12 protein-coding genes, 1 tRNA gene and 1 pseudogene are annotated in these 17,085 nt (G+C 42.1%); 9 read left to right on the top strand and 5 right to left on the bottom strand.

The genetic code is table 11. The features are described from left to right. Positions 1-105: 105 nt before the first annotated feature. Together M886_RS12500 and M886_RS12495 are read left to right on the top strand one after the other, a co-directional pair. Entirely contained in the window at positions 106-828 is a 723-nt protein-coding gene (locus M886_RS12500) for an ATPase domain-containing protein (RefSeq protein ID WP_011034907.1), read from the top strand. After that, positions 797-1,675, top strand: coding sequence for a response regulator (locus M886_RS12495; protein ID WP_011034908.1), 879 nt, complete (start codon positions 797-799; stop codon positions 1,673-1,675). The genes M886_RS12500 and M886_RS12495 overlap by 32 nt, the downstream gene beginning before the upstream one ends. 55 nt (positions 1,676-1,730) lie before the next feature. On the opposite strand, the gene M886_RS12490 is transcribed toward M886_RS12495, so the two are convergent. Further along, positions 1,731-2,447, bottom strand: coding sequence for an RAD55 family ATPase (locus M886_RS12490; protein WP_011034909.1), 717 nt, complete (start codon positions 2,445-2,447; stop codon positions 1,731-1,733). Between the two features lie 480 nt (positions 2,448-2,927). After that, positions 2,928-4,748 carry a site-2 protease family protein gene (locus M886_RS12485; protein ID WP_048051274.1) on the bottom strand — a complete coding sequence of 607 codons (1,821 nt, stop codon included), beginning with the start codon at positions 4,746-4,748 and terminating at the stop codon, positions 2,928-2,930. Positions 4,749-5,521: 773 nt separating this feature from the next. Here M886_RS12485 and cutA point away from each other — a divergent pair. Together cutA and M886_RS12475 are read left to right on the top strand one after the other, a co-directional pair. Beyond that, on the top strand, positions 5,522-5,827 hold the full coding sequence (gene cutA / locus M886_RS12480) for a divalent-cation tolerance protein CutA (protein WP_015412981.1): 306 nt from the start codon (positions 5,522-5,524) through the stop codon (positions 5,825-5,827). Positions 5,828-6,007: 180 nt separating this feature from the next. After that, positions 6,008-6,090: transfer RNA gene (locus M886_RS12475), tRNA-Leu, on the top strand. 204 nt (positions 6,091-6,294) lie between these two features. On the opposite strand, the gene M886_RS12470 is transcribed toward M886_RS12475, so the two are convergent. Both M886_RS12470 and M886_RS12465 read right to left on the bottom strand, forming a co-directional pair. Next, complete coding sequence (locus tag M886_RS12470) at positions 6,295-7,110, bottom strand: COG1470 family protein (protein ID WP_048037843.1); 816 nt, start codon at positions 7,108-7,110, stop codon at positions 6,295-6,297. A 650-nt stretch (positions 7,111-7,760) separates the two neighbouring features. Continuing rightward, positions 7,761-8,936: a DUF2117 family protein gene (locus M886_RS12465; RefSeq protein ID WP_048037842.1), complete on the bottom strand. Its 1,176-nt coding sequence runs from the start codon at positions 8,934-8,936 to the stop codon at positions 7,761-7,763. A 410-nt stretch (positions 8,937-9,346) separates the two neighbouring features. Here M886_RS12465 and M886_RS12460 point away from each other — a divergent pair, with 410 nt between their 5' ends. From M886_RS12460 to M886_RS12440, 4 genes and pseudogenes are all read left to right on the top strand, one after another. Next, entirely contained in the window at positions 9,347-10,537 is a 1,191-nt protein-coding gene (locus M886_RS12460; protein ID WP_235203953.1) for an ABC transporter permease, read from the top strand. Positions 10,538-10,588: 51 nt separating this feature from the next. After that, entirely contained in the window at positions 10,589-11,521 is a 933-nt protein-coding gene (locus tag M886_RS12455) for a DUF3344 domain-containing protein (protein WP_048038183.1), read from the top strand. 43 nt (positions 11,522-11,564) lie between these two features. Next, complete coding sequence (locus tag M886_RS12450; RefSeq protein ID WP_015412986.1) at positions 11,565-12,656, top strand: hypothetical protein; 1,092 nt, start codon at positions 11,565-11,567, stop codon at positions 12,654-12,656. A gap of 154 nt (positions 12,657-12,810) precedes the next feature. Further along, positions 12,811-14,244, top strand: a pseudogene (locus tag M886_RS12440) (IS66-like element ISMma13 family transposase). A 68-nt stretch (positions 14,245-14,312) separates the two neighbouring features. Here the strand turns inward: M886_RS12440 and M886_RS12435 are convergent. Then, positions 14,313-16,085: an ABC transporter ATP-binding protein gene (locus tag M886_RS12435; RefSeq protein ID WP_048040990.1), complete on the bottom strand. Its 1,773-nt coding sequence runs from the start codon at positions 16,083-16,085 to the stop codon at positions 14,313-14,315. A gap of 109 nt (positions 16,086-16,194) precedes the next feature. Between M886_RS12435 and M886_RS12430 the strand changes: the two genes are divergently transcribed. Then, on the top strand, positions 16,195-17,058 hold the full coding sequence (locus M886_RS12430) for an energy-coupling factor transporter transmembrane component T family protein (protein WP_011034918.1): 864 nt from the start codon (positions 16,195-16,197) through the stop codon (positions 17,056-17,058). Positions 17,059-17,085 lie beyond the last annotated feature (27 nt).

The following is a 17,085-nucleotide window of genomic DNA, read 5'->3' as shown; positions in this document are numbered from 1 at the left end:
AGATTTTTCTGGACAAATTTATCAAAACAGATATCAAATCATTTTTGCCCACTAAAATGGTAATGTGTTAAGAATTATTTAAACAAATAATGAGGGCTTATCAGAATGGATAGAGTTTCAACAGGCATAGAGGAGCTTGATAGAAAATTGAGCGGAGGTTATCCCGGGAATAAAGCAACCCTGATAACAGGCGTAGCCGGGAGTGGAAAAACTATCTATGGAATCCATTTCCTTCACAGGAGCTGTGTTGAAGGAAGAAAATGCCTGATGATCGCAACTGAAGAAACTCCTGAAGATATTCTTTACCAGGCAGAATTGCTGGGGCATGACATTAAGCCTTACTATGAAAGCGGGCAGCTTGTCATAGAAAACATATTTGAGAGCCGCTCGGAAATCATAGGGCAGACAAGATACGGTTTTAAACCTGAAAGCCTTGATATCGAGCTCCCTAACCTTATAGAATTCATACGCGACGGAACAGAATGCCTTGTCATAGATAACCTGGGAACCTTTGCTCTGAGAGTTCCCAAAAAAAAGTTAAGGGACCAGTTTGACGGGCTGAACTACCTTGTGAGAAAAAAAAGCTGTACCACCCTCCTGATCATGGATGAATCAGCTCACAACCTGACCAACCAGCTAGCTGAATATTCGGTCTACGGTACTATTCGCCTTCTGGTAAAAGAGAACGCCTATCTGGGGAAAATGGAGCGCTACCTGTGCATATCCAAGATGCGCAGCACTCCTATATCCCCTGATATGTCGATATTTGAAATCACATCCGAAGGGATTAAAATTCATGAAACAAAAGGAGGAAGCCTTGTTGAATGAAAATAACAGGCCGAAAGTCCTCATAGTGGATGACATGAGGGAGAATGTCGAGCTGATGGAAGCCTATCTTGCGGTTGAACCTTACAAAGTTTTCTGTGCTTACGGGGGAAAAGAAGCTCTCAGGATAGTGGATAAAGAAAAACCCGATATCGTCCTTCTGGATGTTATGATGCCTGAAGTCAACGGCTACGAGGTCTGCAAAATCCTCAAGGAAAACCCCGAGACCCAGTTTATTCCGGTACTTATGCTTACCGCTCTTTCTGAACTTGAAGACCGCATAAAAGGGATTGAGGTAGGAGCAGATGACTTCCTCACAAAACCCATAAACAGGCTTGAGCTGAAAACCAGAGTGAAGTCTCTCCTCAGAGTCAAATACCTTCACGACAGGCTGGTTGCTGACAGGGACAGCCTTGAAGTAAAAAACAGAGTGCAGAGCATCCTCACTGCCGTAATTCCTACCCTGCTCCAGTCCGTATCCAATGAAGAGAAAAAGGTCATTATAAACCAGATGACAGGCATGGTCGAAAAGACACTTCTTGAGATGTACCACTTCGAAAACAGGGAAATGGATCTGGCTTACGCAGGGAATGTCTGTGCAGAAATAATGAACCAGCTTGGCGGGAGCTTTTATTCTACTATGGGAGAAAATGATAAGATCTGGATAGTAAAAGGAACCAGATGCCCATGGAAAGGGGAAGAAGCCCGCAAAAACCCTATCCTCTGCACACTGACCCGAAAAATATTTTCAAATATAACCCTGAAAGTAGATTCAGGCTGCAGGCTTGAAGCCCTGAAAACCATTGGAAACAGAAATGACTGCTGCGAATTCCTGATAAAAGCAGCATAATATGTTTTTATTTCCTTTCAGTAAAAATCTCCCTTTCATTCATAATCCCCGAGATTTACGGAGATTTCATGCCTGAAATAACCCTTATCCCCTGCGAAGTGATGTCAAAAAGGGAATATTTGACAGGCACAGGTGTGTTTCTCATTTTTTCAATATAGAGATACTGTTTTGTTTTCCCGGAAATGAAGTTTTCCTGTGTAATGAGTCTCATAAGCCCGAAAACCATATAGCCCGTAAGCCTCTGGGTAGTATTGTAAGAGTCCTCGTCCATGACAAAGAGACTTGTACATCCGTTTTTCAGGAGGATAATGCTTATTGAACTGAACTCATCTGCGAACTCCCTTATATCATGATTTATGGCCATTACTCCGATGTTGTCAATAACCACAACATCAACTTCCGTAGACATGGAACTTAAGTATTCGATTATGTCCGTGTCCACGGCACAGAGCCCCTTTCCGAATTTGGAAACGCTTTTAATCTTGTTTATTTTGTCTTCGAATATATTCCTGATATTGAGCTGCCCGCTTTCAATGAAAGGATCAAGGCCAATCCCGAGACTGTGTGCCTGAGTGAGTACGTCTTCAGTGAGTTCTCTTGTAAGAACAAGTATGCATTTTCTTCCGTCCTGGCAACTCCTGTGAAGAAAGTGAAGCCCGAGGATAGTTTTTCCAGAACCCGGAGGCCCGGTAACAAGAATGCTCTTTCCCCTGGGATATCCCCCGTCCATAAGTAAATCCAGTCCTTCCACTCCGGTAGGCAAGTTTTCCATACTATCACATCTTCAGTCTCGATATATTTTAAATTCAAATAGCCTGAATTAACGGATTTTTCTAAATTAACAGGTAATTAAAATTGTTTTTTAACATAATTGTCTTAACTACTTTATAGTGTTGTCGTTCAGTTTAAATCTTTGAAAAATGACCGGTGTAGTTTTGTTGAAGATATAAAGTCCTAAAGTCCTAAAGTCCTAAAGTCCTGTGAGTTTCTGTGAATCTATAAATTTTTTTCTTAAGTAAACCAGAAAATAATCATTAAGCATAAAAACCTGTGACAAAAAAATAAGCAGTATCAGAAGCCAGTAAAAATCGAATCGCCAGGAAAGCGGAATAAGGCAGAATAAAGCGGAATAACCAAAAGAGCCGGAAAAATAAGCTTAATTCCGGCTTTTCGATTATCGGATAATTAATTTGAGTTCATATTTTGATGCTTTCTGGATGCTGTTACATTTTTGCGGTTTTCAGATCACTGTTCATATCAACTGCCCTACGAAAGGCCCGAATATCATGAAGAGGAATGATAACAGGATCAGCATCGAGAAACTCGCCGTAATTGAATTTGAGATCCTTTCAGATACTGATTCGTTCTTCGTAAATTTGTACATAAGCGAATAGGTGTAGTCCCTGAATACATGTCCTCCGTCAAGCGGAACCGCGGGCAGGCAGTTGAACAGGCCCACGTAGAAGTTCAGCCATCCAATCCAGAGCAGGGAGTTTGCTATCCAGAAAATCCCGACTCCAAGGGGCTCTGCCCATCCGACAGGGTGGTAAAACTGTGCAATCGTGCCTGAAAAGCCGCGGAAGCCCTCACCTGCAAAACCGTATATCGGAAGCCCGAAAAGGATGATCCAGCCTATAGGCTCGGAAAGCAGGGAAGGTATCTGTTTGAGTGCTTCAAGATAGAACTTTGCCTGGGGCATCCAGATGGACATTCCAAGCGCAGGACATTCCAGAACTCCTTCACCTCCATATGATACTCCAAGGAAGCCGATGTCACCGCCCGTAGGGTGGGGGGCCAGAAGAACACTAAAGACAGCAGTGCCGTTTTCAGTGAGGTCGCCGGTATAATTTGTTGAGGGGAGCAGTTCCACTTCTATGGTCTGGTTTGGTTCTGTCCCTTCCATGAAGTCTACGAAACTTGCAATACTTCGCATTTGTGTGTCATCAATCCGGATCATTGTCATTCCGGTTTCGATTCCTGCCTCTTCTGCAGGACTTCCTTCAACAATCCCTCCTACAGGCACTCCGTTGAGGCATTCTTCTGAAGATGAAGGGACTTTTAACTCGTAGACTGAAACGGTATCATCTTTTGAGGCATGTATTCGTAAAGTGTCTCCTGGTTCAACGGTTTCAAGATAGGAAAGAAAATCCATTCCAGTAGTGATATTTGTATCATCTACCCGCGTAATCACCATGTCTTCCTGAAGCCCTGCAGTCTGGGCAGGAGAACTTTCGTTTATGCCAACTATCATGGCATCGCTCAGGGGAGCAATTGCTCCCAGCACAGGCCCAAAAAAGAGCAGCAGGGCTATAAAAGCAACGCAGAAATTGGCCATAACTCCTGCGGCAAGGATACGGGCTCTCTGGGTTCTTGTGGCAATTACTTCAGGTTTGTTCCCTGTTTTCTCACGTGCAGGGGAAACTGCCTCTCCGTTTTGAATTTCTTTCAGCTTTTTTTCTTCCTTTTCCCTCTCTTCCCAGGCTTCTATTTCTTCAATTGTGGCTGTCAGAGGAAGCTCTTTTTTTACTTCTTCTTTTTTGCCGAATAGCTGCTCATCGTCAGGTTCCGCAAAACCTCCTATGGGGACGAGGGCGAACAGAATTCCCATAGATTTGACTCTGATGTTTTCAACCCTGCACAGGATTGCATGGGAAAATTCGTGCACCACAAGCGTGACAATGAGGGCAATTACACCCCAGGTAAAGGGAATAAACTCATTTACACCCGGAATCAGAAAGATATTCCTTGGGGAATTATATTTTCCAGGTTCGGGAACACTGTCGTTGAGGAACGAGGTATAAAGGGCAAGGTCTGAAATGACAATGACCAGGAACATAGCAGCCATGCCTGCAAACATCATCAGGATCCCGATATTTGCAAAAATTCTCCAGTAGCGTTTCGGGCGGGCAAGTATGTCCAGCAGCTTAAGACCTTTCGTTGTCCTTATCATAAGGATGGGGAGAGGCCCAAAAGTGCTTATGTTATACTTTTCCAGAATGCCCCTTCTGTCCAGAATGGAGACAAGGAACCAGTACATTAAAAAAATACCCAGTACAATGCTTGTGCCGCTCAAGGAAATTCTCCGAAATTATTAAGCCGAACCATTATAGGCTCTCGTTTGTGATTTTTATTTTAATAAACTTATCTGGTGATCAGTCTTTACAGCTTGGGTATAACTTCCACTTAAACGTCAACAGATAAATGATAATAGATAAATGTTAACAGATAAGTGTTAATAGATTAAAGTTAACAGATAAATGTTAACAGGTTGAATGTTGACAGATAAATGCAGCAGATTTAATGACGATTGATTAGTTGTTAAGAAATATAACAGTATATAGAATACATCTTTAATAAAGAGGTTAACGCCGCAAGTGAACTTCCAGCGCGATATGCAACTTCTATCGCGGTATGCAATCTCCAGCTGCATATTAAGCAGCAATTGTCCGGAGCCGGCATACATTCAAATAATTTAGATATTCAAATAATTAATCCTGTTACACCCCGTAGTCTATTCTGTTATAAATAGGTTTTAGTTTCTCTGCATATAGCACTGAACTCTGCGGGTAATAATACATCATAATTATATAAAAAGGTACATGGAATTGCAGGTTTATTCTTCCGTCAAGGTAACTTTTACATCAAGATTATTTTATGGCAGGCCAGTTTACGGCCGCATGTAAACAGCCACATATAATATAAAGATCTCAGCATCGGGGGTTATATTTTATGTCCCGGAGGCAATAGATAATAATGAGCAATTAATGAATAATGCTCAGTTTATAAGACTCAGCATATGCTCAGCATATTTCTGATTATAACTACTTTGTATGAGGTGTCTGTTTCATGATCGGAATCGTATATATAACAGCCGGGAGCATGGATAATGCATCTGAAATTGCAAGAGAGCTGGTCGCAAGAAGGCTTGCAGCCTGCGTAAATATGTTTCCGATATATTCAATCTACAGGTGGAACGAAAAGGTGGAGGAGCAGAACGAAGTAGCCCTGTTCGCCAAGACCGACTCTTCCCGCCTGGAAGAGATCATTGAAACCGTGAGGTTCCTACACACCTATGACCTGCCTGCTATCGAATTCTGGGAGGTTAAAGGCGAGCAGGATTACCTCGACTGGGTGCATGTAAACAGCTCGTAAGAAAAATAAACCCTCCGGACAGGAATAAACTTAAAGCCTGAAGCCGATATTTTGTAGCCGAAAGCTGAAATAAAAGTATCCGGAATTACCCGCTTTCGTAATAATTAGCAGGATTGGTTCGTTCACAGGATTAGCTTTATATGCTAGTTATAACTTTACCTATTTGGATTTCCGAAAAGCGCGGGAGTAACCAAGCGGTCAACGGTGGCAGACTCAAGATCTGTTCGTGCAGACGTTCAGGGGTTCGAATCCCTTCTCCCGCACCTGAAATTCTCGGATTTTTTGCTTTCTTTTAATCTTTCTATTTTCGATCTATTTCTCAAATGGCTATTAAGTTGCTTCTGAGTTAAGCAAGAATCAGGCCACAGCTTCGGGTCTACACGGGTCCATATCGAGAACGATTACATACAGAACGACTTCATCATAACAAAAAGTCAATTTGTGAGATTTGCCCGGCATATTTTGAATCAGTTTAATATTTTTGTCAGGCGGATTTTAATGAAATTATCAATGTACTGAATAATATCCCTGTAAATTTTATTTAGTTCTTCAAGTTTCTTTTTAGTATCCTCAAATCTCTCTTTTGTATTATCCTCAATCCTTCTGCCTGTATCCTCGAATTTCCTGGTTACTTTTCCAAGGCTGGTTGTTGCATTATCAAGACTTTTGTCTGCAGTTTCCTCCCAGTTTTTGGTAGAGTTTTTCAATTTTTCACCCGCAGATGTGATATCCTGTCTGGAATCAACCACCAGATTGCTGGCGTTTTCGACAAGCTGCTGGGATATTTCTTTCACTTTTGCGCTATTGAAAGACCCGGAAAAACTTTTGCTTCCTCCCGAGGAACTGGTACCAGAAGAGCCGACCTCTGAATAGTTTACTTCTGAGGCAGAAATCTCTATATGGACAGGGATTATAATTCCGGCTCCCACGATTTTTCCTGATACGGTACAGGGAATTTTTATGTTGCATTCAACATCTGTTTCTTCTGTTGCAGGAACATTGAGTTTGACTTTAACTTCCCTGTATTCCCCTGCTTTCAGATCAAAAGAAGTTGAGGAAAATGTAAACCAATCTTCACAGGCACCCTCTTCAACGAAAATCCCATATGTTGCGGCTTCGTTTCCTGTGTTTATCACATATAGCGATTGCTCTGCAGACGTTTCTGGAGCGAGCCTGAAACTCAGGTTTCCCGGGCTTGCTCCAACCCCTATACTTGAAGAGCCTGCAGCAGCCTGCACCGAAATAATAAGAGCGACAATGAGTAACACAATTATAAGTCTCATCCGCAAACCTCAGTATTTTCAATATCTATTTATGAACAATTCAGAGACTATTCTTGCACGAGATCTTGTCCTGAAGCCTCAAATCAAAAACTCAGACTTTACAATTCATTTTGAAATATTTTCCTAACGACATTCATATATTAAAGATATTTGATTTTGTTTTTTTTCATAATAATATTGAACATTATATTAATTATTATGCCTTTTGTGTTAATTAAGTACTATTAGAAATAGATATCTAGAAAAGATATGACTGAAAACAAGATTTGACTAAAAGAGAACCAACAAAAAAGAGATTTAACAAAAACAAGACATCTGACTAAGGAATGGTGAAAATTTAATTTCAAACACTTATGCCCTATATTGCCATTAATGATGTTGGGAAGTGCAATTATAGAACCATTACCAAGTGAAAACTTGAAGTCATATTTCAATCATTCCTAAAAAAGAGAACTTACAAAAAAGAGAACTTACAAAAAAGAGAACTTACAAAAAAGAGAACTTACAAAAAAGAGAACTTACAAAAAGAGAGTTATCTGACTAGAAAAAATATAACTTTGCAGATTTCAAAAACAGCAATCCGGGAAAATTCTGGATTCTGTAAACCGGTTGTAGCTTTTTCATTAGCTCCGATTTTTGTGTTAATTAATTCAGTACTCTGAAATAGATTCCAGGAGATCTCCTGCAAGTTTTATGATTCTTGGTTTCAGATCATCAATATTTTCAAAACAGGCTATCTGTTCTCCTGAAAAGATGTGCTGTTTAATCTCTTTCCCTAACTCATCATCTTTTCCCTGTTTTAAATGAAGAAGCAGGGAACCAGGAGAATATCTCACTTCCGTAGCAAGTTCGTCACAGTCACCGTCTGTAACTCCAAGGATAGGGATTCCAAATCTGGAGAAAATGTTTCCTGCAATCTCCGTGGTGTCATCTCCAATAGTAATTACAAAGCCTGCACCTTTCATCATATCTAACGAACGTTCAGCGCAGTGGTCTATAAGAATAACCTTAACCCCACCTTCCAAAAGTTTCTCCTGTGAAAAACCCTTTTTCAAAGAGGCAGTTTTCGCCATCCATTCATTTTTTCCTTCCATTGAATCATAAAAGTCGTCGGAGTTTTTTCGGGAAGTTGCGGTTTTCACCCAGGCTATAGAAAGATCTACAGGCACTCTTTCCTCATGCTTATGAAGGATCTCAATACCCTGCTCTTTTATAATTCCCCCTTCCATTGAAGTAAGAAAACCATTCTCCGAGATGAGAGCGACTTCAGAAGAAGTGGCTTTTCCGACCACGATCCCTTCAACCATTATGTTTGCCCCGGGAAAGGTCGATATTCTTCTCAGGACCCGGGTTCCATACTTGCTGATTTCTATAGTGTTTACAGGCGATGGAGGCCGGGAAATCTTCATATTAAGCAGGCTGGATAGTTTTTCAGCATAGGGCAAAGCAACCCTGTTCCATGGGATGAGTTCACCATCAGGGCGGCCTGGCCTTTCAATTTGAATAAGAGGCTTTTCTTCAGGATTTTTTAAATGCGAAACTACGATCCTTCCAAAAGTTCGGCCGGTAGTCAGTTCCTTTCCGTGGTTAAGGAGACAGACCAGGTCCTTTGATCTGAAGAAATGCTCTATGCAGGTGCTTGGCTTCATCAACCTGCCAACTTCAACCAGATTTTCCATGCCGGCATCAATCGCCGCAATTTTTCCCATGGTTCCGCAGAGACAGGCATCTATACAATTATCTCCAGAGAGAAGCGTAAGAATATTTTCGACTGTCTTGGGAGAATCCATAAGCTGAAAGTTATGAATTACTATTCCAATCTGCATATGTTAAACACATGTATAGTCAAACTAATTATAGTCATCGAAATTGTTTTGTAATAAAAATTTACCAGTTTTTTCGAAATAATTTGTATTATTGCTTCCTTAATTAGTCATATTTTCCTGACAGGTACTCTGAGACTTCTTCAGCTAATAGGCTTGCAGGCATGTGGTAATTCAGTCTAGCCACTCCTATTTACGAATAACATACAATATATTATTCCCCCGTTTAACTTAATAAAATATAGGTAAAAATCAAAAAGGATATATATTCGTAATTTATGTTACTTAACTATAAATCCGTAGCACTGAATATTTGAATCCATAATTATTTTCTCGCATCTTTCTTACGTTTCTTTAATGTTGCATATAATAACCTCTCCCTTTCCCAGGCAGGAATGTAAAAATAAGGACTGGTGAACCGTTTGATAGAAGAATTCTCAATGGCAATACGGCAGTTACGCCTTAAAAAGCTCAGGACCCTGCTTATACTCCTTGGAATAGCAGTCGGTGTAGCAACGGTAGTATCTGTGGTCTCTTTCGGGGAAGGGCTTCGTATTAATGCTGTTGAAGAGGTTCAAAAGTCCAGGGACCTTACTTTGATTGAAGTTTCCCCGGGTCTGAGAGAAAATGGACTCGTCCTTATTGGTGATGCGAAAGTTGAGGAAATAAAGAAATTAGGGAAACTAGCCTCTCCGTATATAAAAGATGCTTATGTAAGTCCTTCAGGCAACTATTTCGAATTGTCCGGCATACAGGAGGACTACAGGACTGCAAATGAGCTTGAACTTGCCGGGGGGAGCTGGTTCGAAAGCGGACAAAACCAGGTCGTACTTGGAAGTGATTTATGGGAAAAACTGGAGAAAACGGATGGAATTACAATTGGAACCCCGTTAACATCAAGGCTACGGCTTTACGGAGAGGACGGAAAGCCTCGTGATAAGGAAGTAAGCTTTACCCCTGTAGGTTATTTAAAACCCACAGGTAACAACCTTGATTCTGGAGCCTTCATAAGTCTCGCGTCTGCAAAAGAACTCAACAAAAAAGAGTACTATGACGGAGTGCTCGTAAAGGTTGAGAGTTCTTCCCAAGTCGCCGAAACAAGAGAACAAATAGAAAAACTTGAGCTCTCTTCTTCAAATGCCCAGGACGAAATAGACGCTGTCAACCGGATAATGAAAGGGGTGACTCTGGTCCTTGCTTTTTTCTCAAGCATTTCCCTGATTGTCGGCGGGTTGATGGTTGTAAGCACAATGGTAGTCTCAGTCTACGAAAGAACCAGAGAAATAGGAATTTCAAAAGCACTCGGAGCTTCAGAGTCTGACATTTTGCGGATGTTTTTGGCCGAATGTCTGTTTATAGGAGCTCTGGGAGGTATTCTGGGAGATCTTTTTGGGGTTATTTTCTCAACTCTTATAGACAGAATCGGGAGGGCCCTGTTACTGTCAAAACTTGAAATAGGAAGTATAGAACACCTGACTGCTTTAAATTTCAGGATTCTTGCAGCCGGATTTCTGATATCCCTGTTTGTATCCGTTCTTTCAGGGCTCTATCCTGCATGGAGGGCATCAAAAATGGACCCTGTAAGAGCCTTAAAACAGCTCTAATAACAAAAGCTTTAGTAACAAATTTTCAGCGCCTCCAGGAGATGAATAACTTTGGAGAACAGAAACAAAATCTTAATAACAGGGCTTCTTGGAGCAGGTCTGTTACTCCTGTTTTCTTTATTTTCAGGAAATGGAGGCTGGTATGGGGATGGAACTCCTCCCTATACAATTGCAGAAGGAGCTGTCAGAGGAGAAGTATATGTTAGTGGGGGGCACGGGTATACCGGTGAAAACCCCTATCTAGAGTATTTCGAGCTGCCTTCCGGGGAAGTCAGGTATGCTAGGCTCTATGTTCCTGTCTGGAACTATGACAGCGGGGACAGTATCAAAGTAACGGTAAACGGCAAAGAACTTGCCTTAATGAAAGATCCTGATTACGTTTCAGCCTGGGGGACAGCCCTTTACTGTCTCAATACCAGCAGTTCTCTTCATACTGGACTGAATGAAGTTTCGGTTTTTTCAGAAAACCCCGGGGGAGGGCCCTATGGGATCACTCTTGCCGCTGTTTGTGAAAACAGCTCTCTTTCTCCAGTAAGGTTCTGGATCAATGAAGGCAATTATGCGCTATCGTATACAAATAAGAAGGACAGAGTAACGACTGCTTTTGAAGATACATACCCCGGAAAAAATGCGACCCTTTATACAATGCTTGTGGCAGGCACTGAAGGAGAAAAAGACGAGCTTTACTTTGATTCTGCAAGCATCGGAAGTGACATAGGAAAGTCCGCTCAGGGCAAGTATTTTGATCTGTATTCGGGTTCTGTGTCCTCTGAAAATTCAGAAAGTATCCTTCTCTTCGAAAGGGGGGAGGAGGGCTATATCCATCCCTGTATCGCAGTCCTCGTTTCGGAATCGGAAGCTAACAGCGAGTTTTTCAAACTCCACGAGCAAAAAACCGGAAAAAAAGCAAATATCCCTCTTCCGGTGATTATTATCTGTCTTCTTGCCTGCATTGCAATTGCCCTGAAGTTCAGAAGGAGATGAGATCAGGAAGTGAAAATTAATTTGAGATGAAAAAGAGGTAAAAATGAAACATCAATGGATTCTCTCAGCAATACTTGCACTTGTTCTTACAGCTTCCTTTACTCCAGGAGCCCTTGCATCAGAGGAAACTTCAGGTTCATATGTCTCTCCCCTTGAGTGTAGCCTGGAAATTCCACTTGACCGAAACCAGGCGCCCGATGTCCTTGTAGCTGGACACTCATGGGAAAGGGCAAGGTTAAACCTTGAGAATAAGGGAACTGAACCACTGTATAACGTAACTGTGTTTATTGAAGTTCCGGGAGATCTGGATATAGGGATGTCTCCTCAGCCATACAATATAACAGAAGACGGACAGAAAATCACGGCTAAAATCGGAGAACTGTCAACAGGGCAAAGTGCAAGCTTTTTTCTTGATGTAAAACCTCCTGCTTCAATCGAGTACAAAAAAAGGATTACTTTCAAGATTCTTGCGGTTTACTCGGGAGAGACGCAACAAAGTGAACACAGTATTACTATCATACCGCCACCCTCCTGGAGTACTTATATTACGATTCTGGTAAGTCTCCTGGTCTTTTTCGGTGTTCTGGCTGCACTAAAACGATTTGGAGTCCTTGACCTCTTTTCAACCATTGACCTGATCACAATAGCGCTTCTCGCTTCGGTTATTGCCGTAGTGTTCCGCTACCTTAGCAAACTGGTCAATCTTGGCTGGTTTGACGGGCTGGTTATTGCAATTCCCACTGTCGTCCTCATGATAGTCGCCCTGCAACTGGTCCGAAAGCCGGGAACAGCAACCCTGCTCTTTACCTGCGTCCTGCTCATCAGCATGGTTGTCTGGGGGTCTCACATCATGTGGTTGGGCTTTTACCTGGCAGAAGGTGTCGTTGTTGACCTCCTGGTCTTTATATTCAGGATGGATTATGCAGACAGGCGCCTGACTGCAGTTATCTACGGAATCTCAAGAGGCGGAGTCTCAACCCTCTTATTTTATCTTCTCTATGCCCCGGTTGAATGGAAAATATCTTACGCTCCCTGGTACATAGGGATTCAGCTGGCCCTGGCATGCGCAGGAGGGCTGGTAGGGGGACTTCTTGGCTATGATACCGCTGTAAAAATGAGCGGAGCAAGGCTTTAGAAGAAACGCCTTTATCTGCATCCCATTTTCCCCTTTAATATCTCCAAATTTTATCTCTTTTCGTAACTATTCAGGCAGCCTTTTAAAGGCTACAATTTTTCCTCTTTTCGAGGAAAAATTGGATATAAATTGAATCCTATTTTGTTTCGTTATCATGCTTACACGTGAAGAGATTCTTGCTTTGTGTGCTTCAAACCCTGAAGTCATTGCTTACATTGTGAGTCTTGAAACTCAAATTAAAGAACTTACTGAAAGGTTGATAGCCTTAGAATCTCGTTTAAACCAAAACAGTCGTAACAGCAGTCGCCCTCCTTCTACTGATTTTTTTGTCAAGGAGAAACCTAATCCCAAGAGTCTCCGTAAAAAGAGCGGAAAGAAACCTGGAGGTCAAGATGGTCATCCTGGAACAACTCTTGAAATGGTTGATGATCCTGAGTAGGTAATAGAACATTCTTTGAGTTGCTGCAAAGAATGTGGCCATACTCTTGAGAATGTTGAAGTTGAAGCCTATGAGAAAAGACAGGTCTTTGATATTCCTCCTGTAAACCTGATTGTTACAGAACACAAAAGCCAGATTAAGACCTGTCCTCACTGTGGAAGAATAAATAAAGCTGTTTTTCCTGAATCAGTAAAATATCCAGTTCAGTATGGTCCAAATATTTTAGCTTCAGCTATTTACTGTAAAAATCACCATTTTATCCCCTATGAAAGAATTTCTGAGTTTTTTGAGGATATTATGGGAATAAAAATCTGTCCTGCTACGATAATTAGAGCAGAAAAAGAATGTTTCCAGAATTTAGAGTGTTTTGAAAACATTATTCGAGAGAAATTAATGACTTCTTATGTTGTCCATTTTGATGAAACTGGTATGAAAATCGAAGGAAAAAGACACTGGCTTCATGTAGCTTCTAATGACAAATACACCTGTTATTTACCTCACTCAAAAAGAGGAGCAGAAGCAATAGACGCTATGGGAATTCTTCCGGAGTTTAAGGGAGTAGCAGTTCACGACGGATGGAAACCTTACAACGTTTATGACTGTGATCATGCTCTCTGTAATGCTCATTTACAGAGAGAACTTACTGGAATTGAAGAGAACTATAAACAGCAGTGGGCTAAAGAAATGAATAAATTACTCACTGAGATGAAAAAGTATACTGATGAATGTAAGGAGCAAGTCAAAGAACTGGACTTTGAGCAAATTAAAGCATTGGAAGAAAGGTTTGATGCTATAATCATGAAAGGGATTGAGGAAAATCCACAATCTCTAAATCCTGAAAAACAAGGAAAACGTGGAAAGAATCCAAAGACAAAAGCAAGGAATCTGTTGGATAGGTTTATAGAACACAAAGAAAAGATCCTGAGATTCCTGAAAGATTTGAAAGTTCCGTTTGAGAATAATCAGGCAGAAAGAGATATCAGGATGATGAAACTACAGCAAAAGATATCAGGAACTTTCAGAACAACACAAGGAGCGCAAGCTTTCTGCAGAATGAGAGCTTACATCTCTACAATTAGAAAGAACGGATTACTTGTTTTGGAGGGTATTATAGCGGCGCTCAAGGGAGCGCCGTTAACTATAACCTGAATAGTTACCTCTTTTCTTTACTTTCTGCTGCCTTTTTTTGCGGTCATTTCATTTTTATTTAATTTCTTTCAGTCGCGAATTTCCACATTGTGAGCTCTTAGGAAGCTTTTTAGTTCTGAGACTGTAAGCATTCCGGGAACATCAAATCCCTGTTTTCTGAGATCAAGAGCGAGCCTTGCAGGGAGAGGAGGAATAAGCCCGGCTGCATCCAGCTCTTCAGGGCTTGAGAATACATCTGCTGCCGGGCCGTCCAGCAAAACTTCTCCCTGCTTCATCACGATAACCCTTTCAGCATACTCCGCTACAAGCTCCATATCATGGCTTATGAGAATAACGGTTTTTCCAAGTCTGTTCAATTCCCTGATTTTATCCAGAAACTTATGTATGTGCCCCCTATCCTGCCCCGTAGTCGGTTCGTCCAGGACAAGCAGGTCCGGCTCGAGGGCGAGAATGGAAGCTACTGCCAGTCGTTGCCGTTGTCCCCGTGAGAGAGCCTGGGGGTGTCTGTTTCTGTAAACCGAAAGTTCCATCATCTCAAGGGCAGAATTTACTCGTTTTTTCATTTCCTCTTCAGGTATTTTCAGGTTCTTGAGCCCAAATCGAACTTCTTCAAATACGCTATTCATAAAAATCTGTGAATCCGGGTTCTGGAAAAGGTACCCTATCTGCTGCGAGAGCTGAGCTGTGGAGTATTTGCTTATATTCTTTCCGTTGAGGAGAATCCTCCCGGAAGAAGGTTTGTGGAATCTCATTAAGTGACCTGCAAGGGTTGTTTTTCCGGCTCCATTGTGGCCAAGAAGGGCAAGAAACTCTCCATATTTTATATCAAGATTTACGTTTTTGAGGGTTTCAGAACCGTCCTCACGTCTGAAGCAGAGCTTTTCTATCCGAACGTGAGAAAGGCTCTCCTCTGGACAAAGGGCAGGAGGAATTTTGGGTTTCGCCTCTTTCCTGCTTTCGGGCTGGAGCTCACCAGTGGACGGCATCAGAAGTTCAGCCAGGCGTTTCAGGATGTTCTCATAGGGGGGGCTTGAAGTCCTGCAGTTGAATCCCAGGAGGCGAGAGATTTCTATGAGCTGGGGAGGATGAATCCCGAGCTTTTTGAGTTTTCCTTCTTCGCGGCACAGGATATCAAAGGGCTTTCCGTCAAGTATAACCTTCCCTTCATCCATTACAAGCATGCGGTCAGCCAGTTCGAAAACTTCATCGAGCTTGTGCTCTATGAGGATCAGGGTTATCCGTTTTTCCGCGTTCAGTCGCCTGAGCAGGTCAAGTACTTCCCGGGTACCGGAGGGGTCCAGGTCCGACGTCGGCTCGTCAAGGACAAGGATTTCCGGCTCCATTGCCAGGTTTCCTCCTATTGCAGTTCTCTGTTTTTCCCCGCCTGAGAGTGTGAAGATGAAATGATCCCTCAGTTTCTCCAGTTTTACCGCTTTGAGAGATTTTTCTACACGGGAAAGTATTTCCTTTCCTGGAAGCCCCAGGTTTTCAGGCCCGAAAGCAAGGTCATCTTCTACTGTAAGGGAAAAAAGCTGAGTTTCAGGGTTCTGGAATACCATTCCCACCTCAAGGGCCAGTTTATGGACTTTTTCCTCCCTGAGGTCTTTTCCCCGAATAATGACACGCCCGGAAAGTTTTCCTCCAGAAATCTCGGGCACCAGCCTGTTAAGACAGCGGACAAGAGTACTTTTTCCACAGCCGCTTGGACCTGCAAGGAGTACAAACTCTGCTTTTTCAAGTTTAAGGTTTACATCCGAAAGTACTCTGGAATCTGAATAGGGATAGCTATATGTAATGTTTTCAAACCTGACAAGTGCATCTGTGTCCTCTGGTTGATCCATACTATCGCGTTATTTCATACACACTATAGTTTAAAACTCTTATGAAAAGTAAGAAATAGTTTGACTATTATTAATTTTTGTATGATAGAATTTTACGGAGGATTATGCCTTGAAAAGCCTCTTTCGCTATGAACAAAAAGACAGTCTGCTCCATAGGCTGGACCCGAGAGTAAAACTGCTCTGGCTCTTCGGGGTCTCGGTGCTGAGTGTTGTTCTAGGTACTCCTTACTTGCTGGTGTTGCTTTTTATCTCAACTTTGCCTTTCTGGTTCATTCTGAAACCGCCTATCAGCAGGATAAAGGCCATCCTCCTGGTTTCTGGGAGCATTATGCTGAGTTTTACCTTTTCTCAGGCTCTTTTTTATTACTGGGCAAAAGAGCCGCTGTTTACCATAATTTCTCCATCCTTCCCGGTACTGGGGCTTCTTACAGAAGGAGTCTACTTTTATGCCGATGGGGCTCTCTACGGGATGTATCAGTCTTTCCGTTTTATGACCGGACTTAGTGCCGCAATGCTGCTGCTTGCCACCACTCATCCTTCAGAACTGATTTCCGCATTTGTCCGCTTTTTCGAAATAAGAGTAGGAGAAAAAAATTATAGTATAGGGCTTCCGTATGAAATTGCATTTATGCTCTCTTCTGCAGTCAGTTTTGCCCCTTCAATGCTCGAAGAAAGCGGCATAATCCTCAATGCAATGCAGGCAAGAGGGCTTGAATTGAAAGGAGGAATTTTCAGAAAAGCAAAAGCCATGAAATATATCCTTGTTCCTCTGGTGGTTAATATACTCAGGGCGGGAAGAAAGCTCGCAGTAGCTGCCGATACGCGAGGTTTCAGGGCAAACAGGCAGAGAACCTATGTAAAAGAACTGAGGCTAAAAAGAAATGATTATATTTTTCTTGCATATACGGCACTATTTACGGCAGGAGGCCTCTATCTCAGCTATGTGGGATTTGGGGGTACAGTCCCGGTTTAACGGGAAATTCTATTCTGAAAAAAACCT

The sequence above is a fragment of the Methanosarcina soligelidi genome, from assembly GCF_000744315.1.
GTDB classification, from domain to species: Archaea; Halobacteriota; Methanosarcinia; order Methanosarcinales; family Methanosarcinaceae; genus Methanosarcina; species Methanosarcina mazei.
The sequence above is the reverse complement of the archived record's forward strand: the minus strand, read 5'-3'. Positions and strand labels throughout refer to the sequence as shown.

Coding starts and splice junctions, on each gene's coding strand:
- M886_RS12500 (WP_011034907.1), top strand. CDS start 106: ATGGATAGAGTTTCAACAGGCATAGAGGAGCTTGATAGAAAATTGAGC.
- M886_RS12495 (WP_011034908.1), top strand. CDS start 797: ATGAAACAAAAGGAGGAAGCCTTGTTGAATGAAAATAACAGGCCGAAA.
- M886_RS12490 (WP_011034909.1), bottom strand. CDS start 2,447: ATGGAAAACTTGCCTACCGGAGTGGAAGGACTGGATTTACTTATGGAC.
- cutA (WP_015412981.1), top strand. CDS start 5,522: ATGATCGGAATCGTATATATAACAGCCGGGAGCATGGATAATGCATCT.
- M886_RS12470 (WP_048037843.1), bottom strand. CDS start 7,110: ATGAGACTTATAATTGTGTTACTCATTGTCGCTCTTATTATTTCGGTG.
- M886_RS12465 (WP_048037842.1), bottom strand. CDS start 8,936: ATGCAGATTGGAATAGTAATTCATAACTTTCAGCTTATGGATTCTCCC.
- M886_RS12450 (WP_015412986.1), top strand. CDS start 11,565: ATGAAACATCAATGGATTCTCTCAGCAATACTTGCACTTGTTCTTACA.
- M886_RS12435 (WP_048040990.1), bottom strand. CDS start 16,085: ATGGATCAACCAGAGGACACAGATGCACTTGTCAGGTTTGAAAACATT.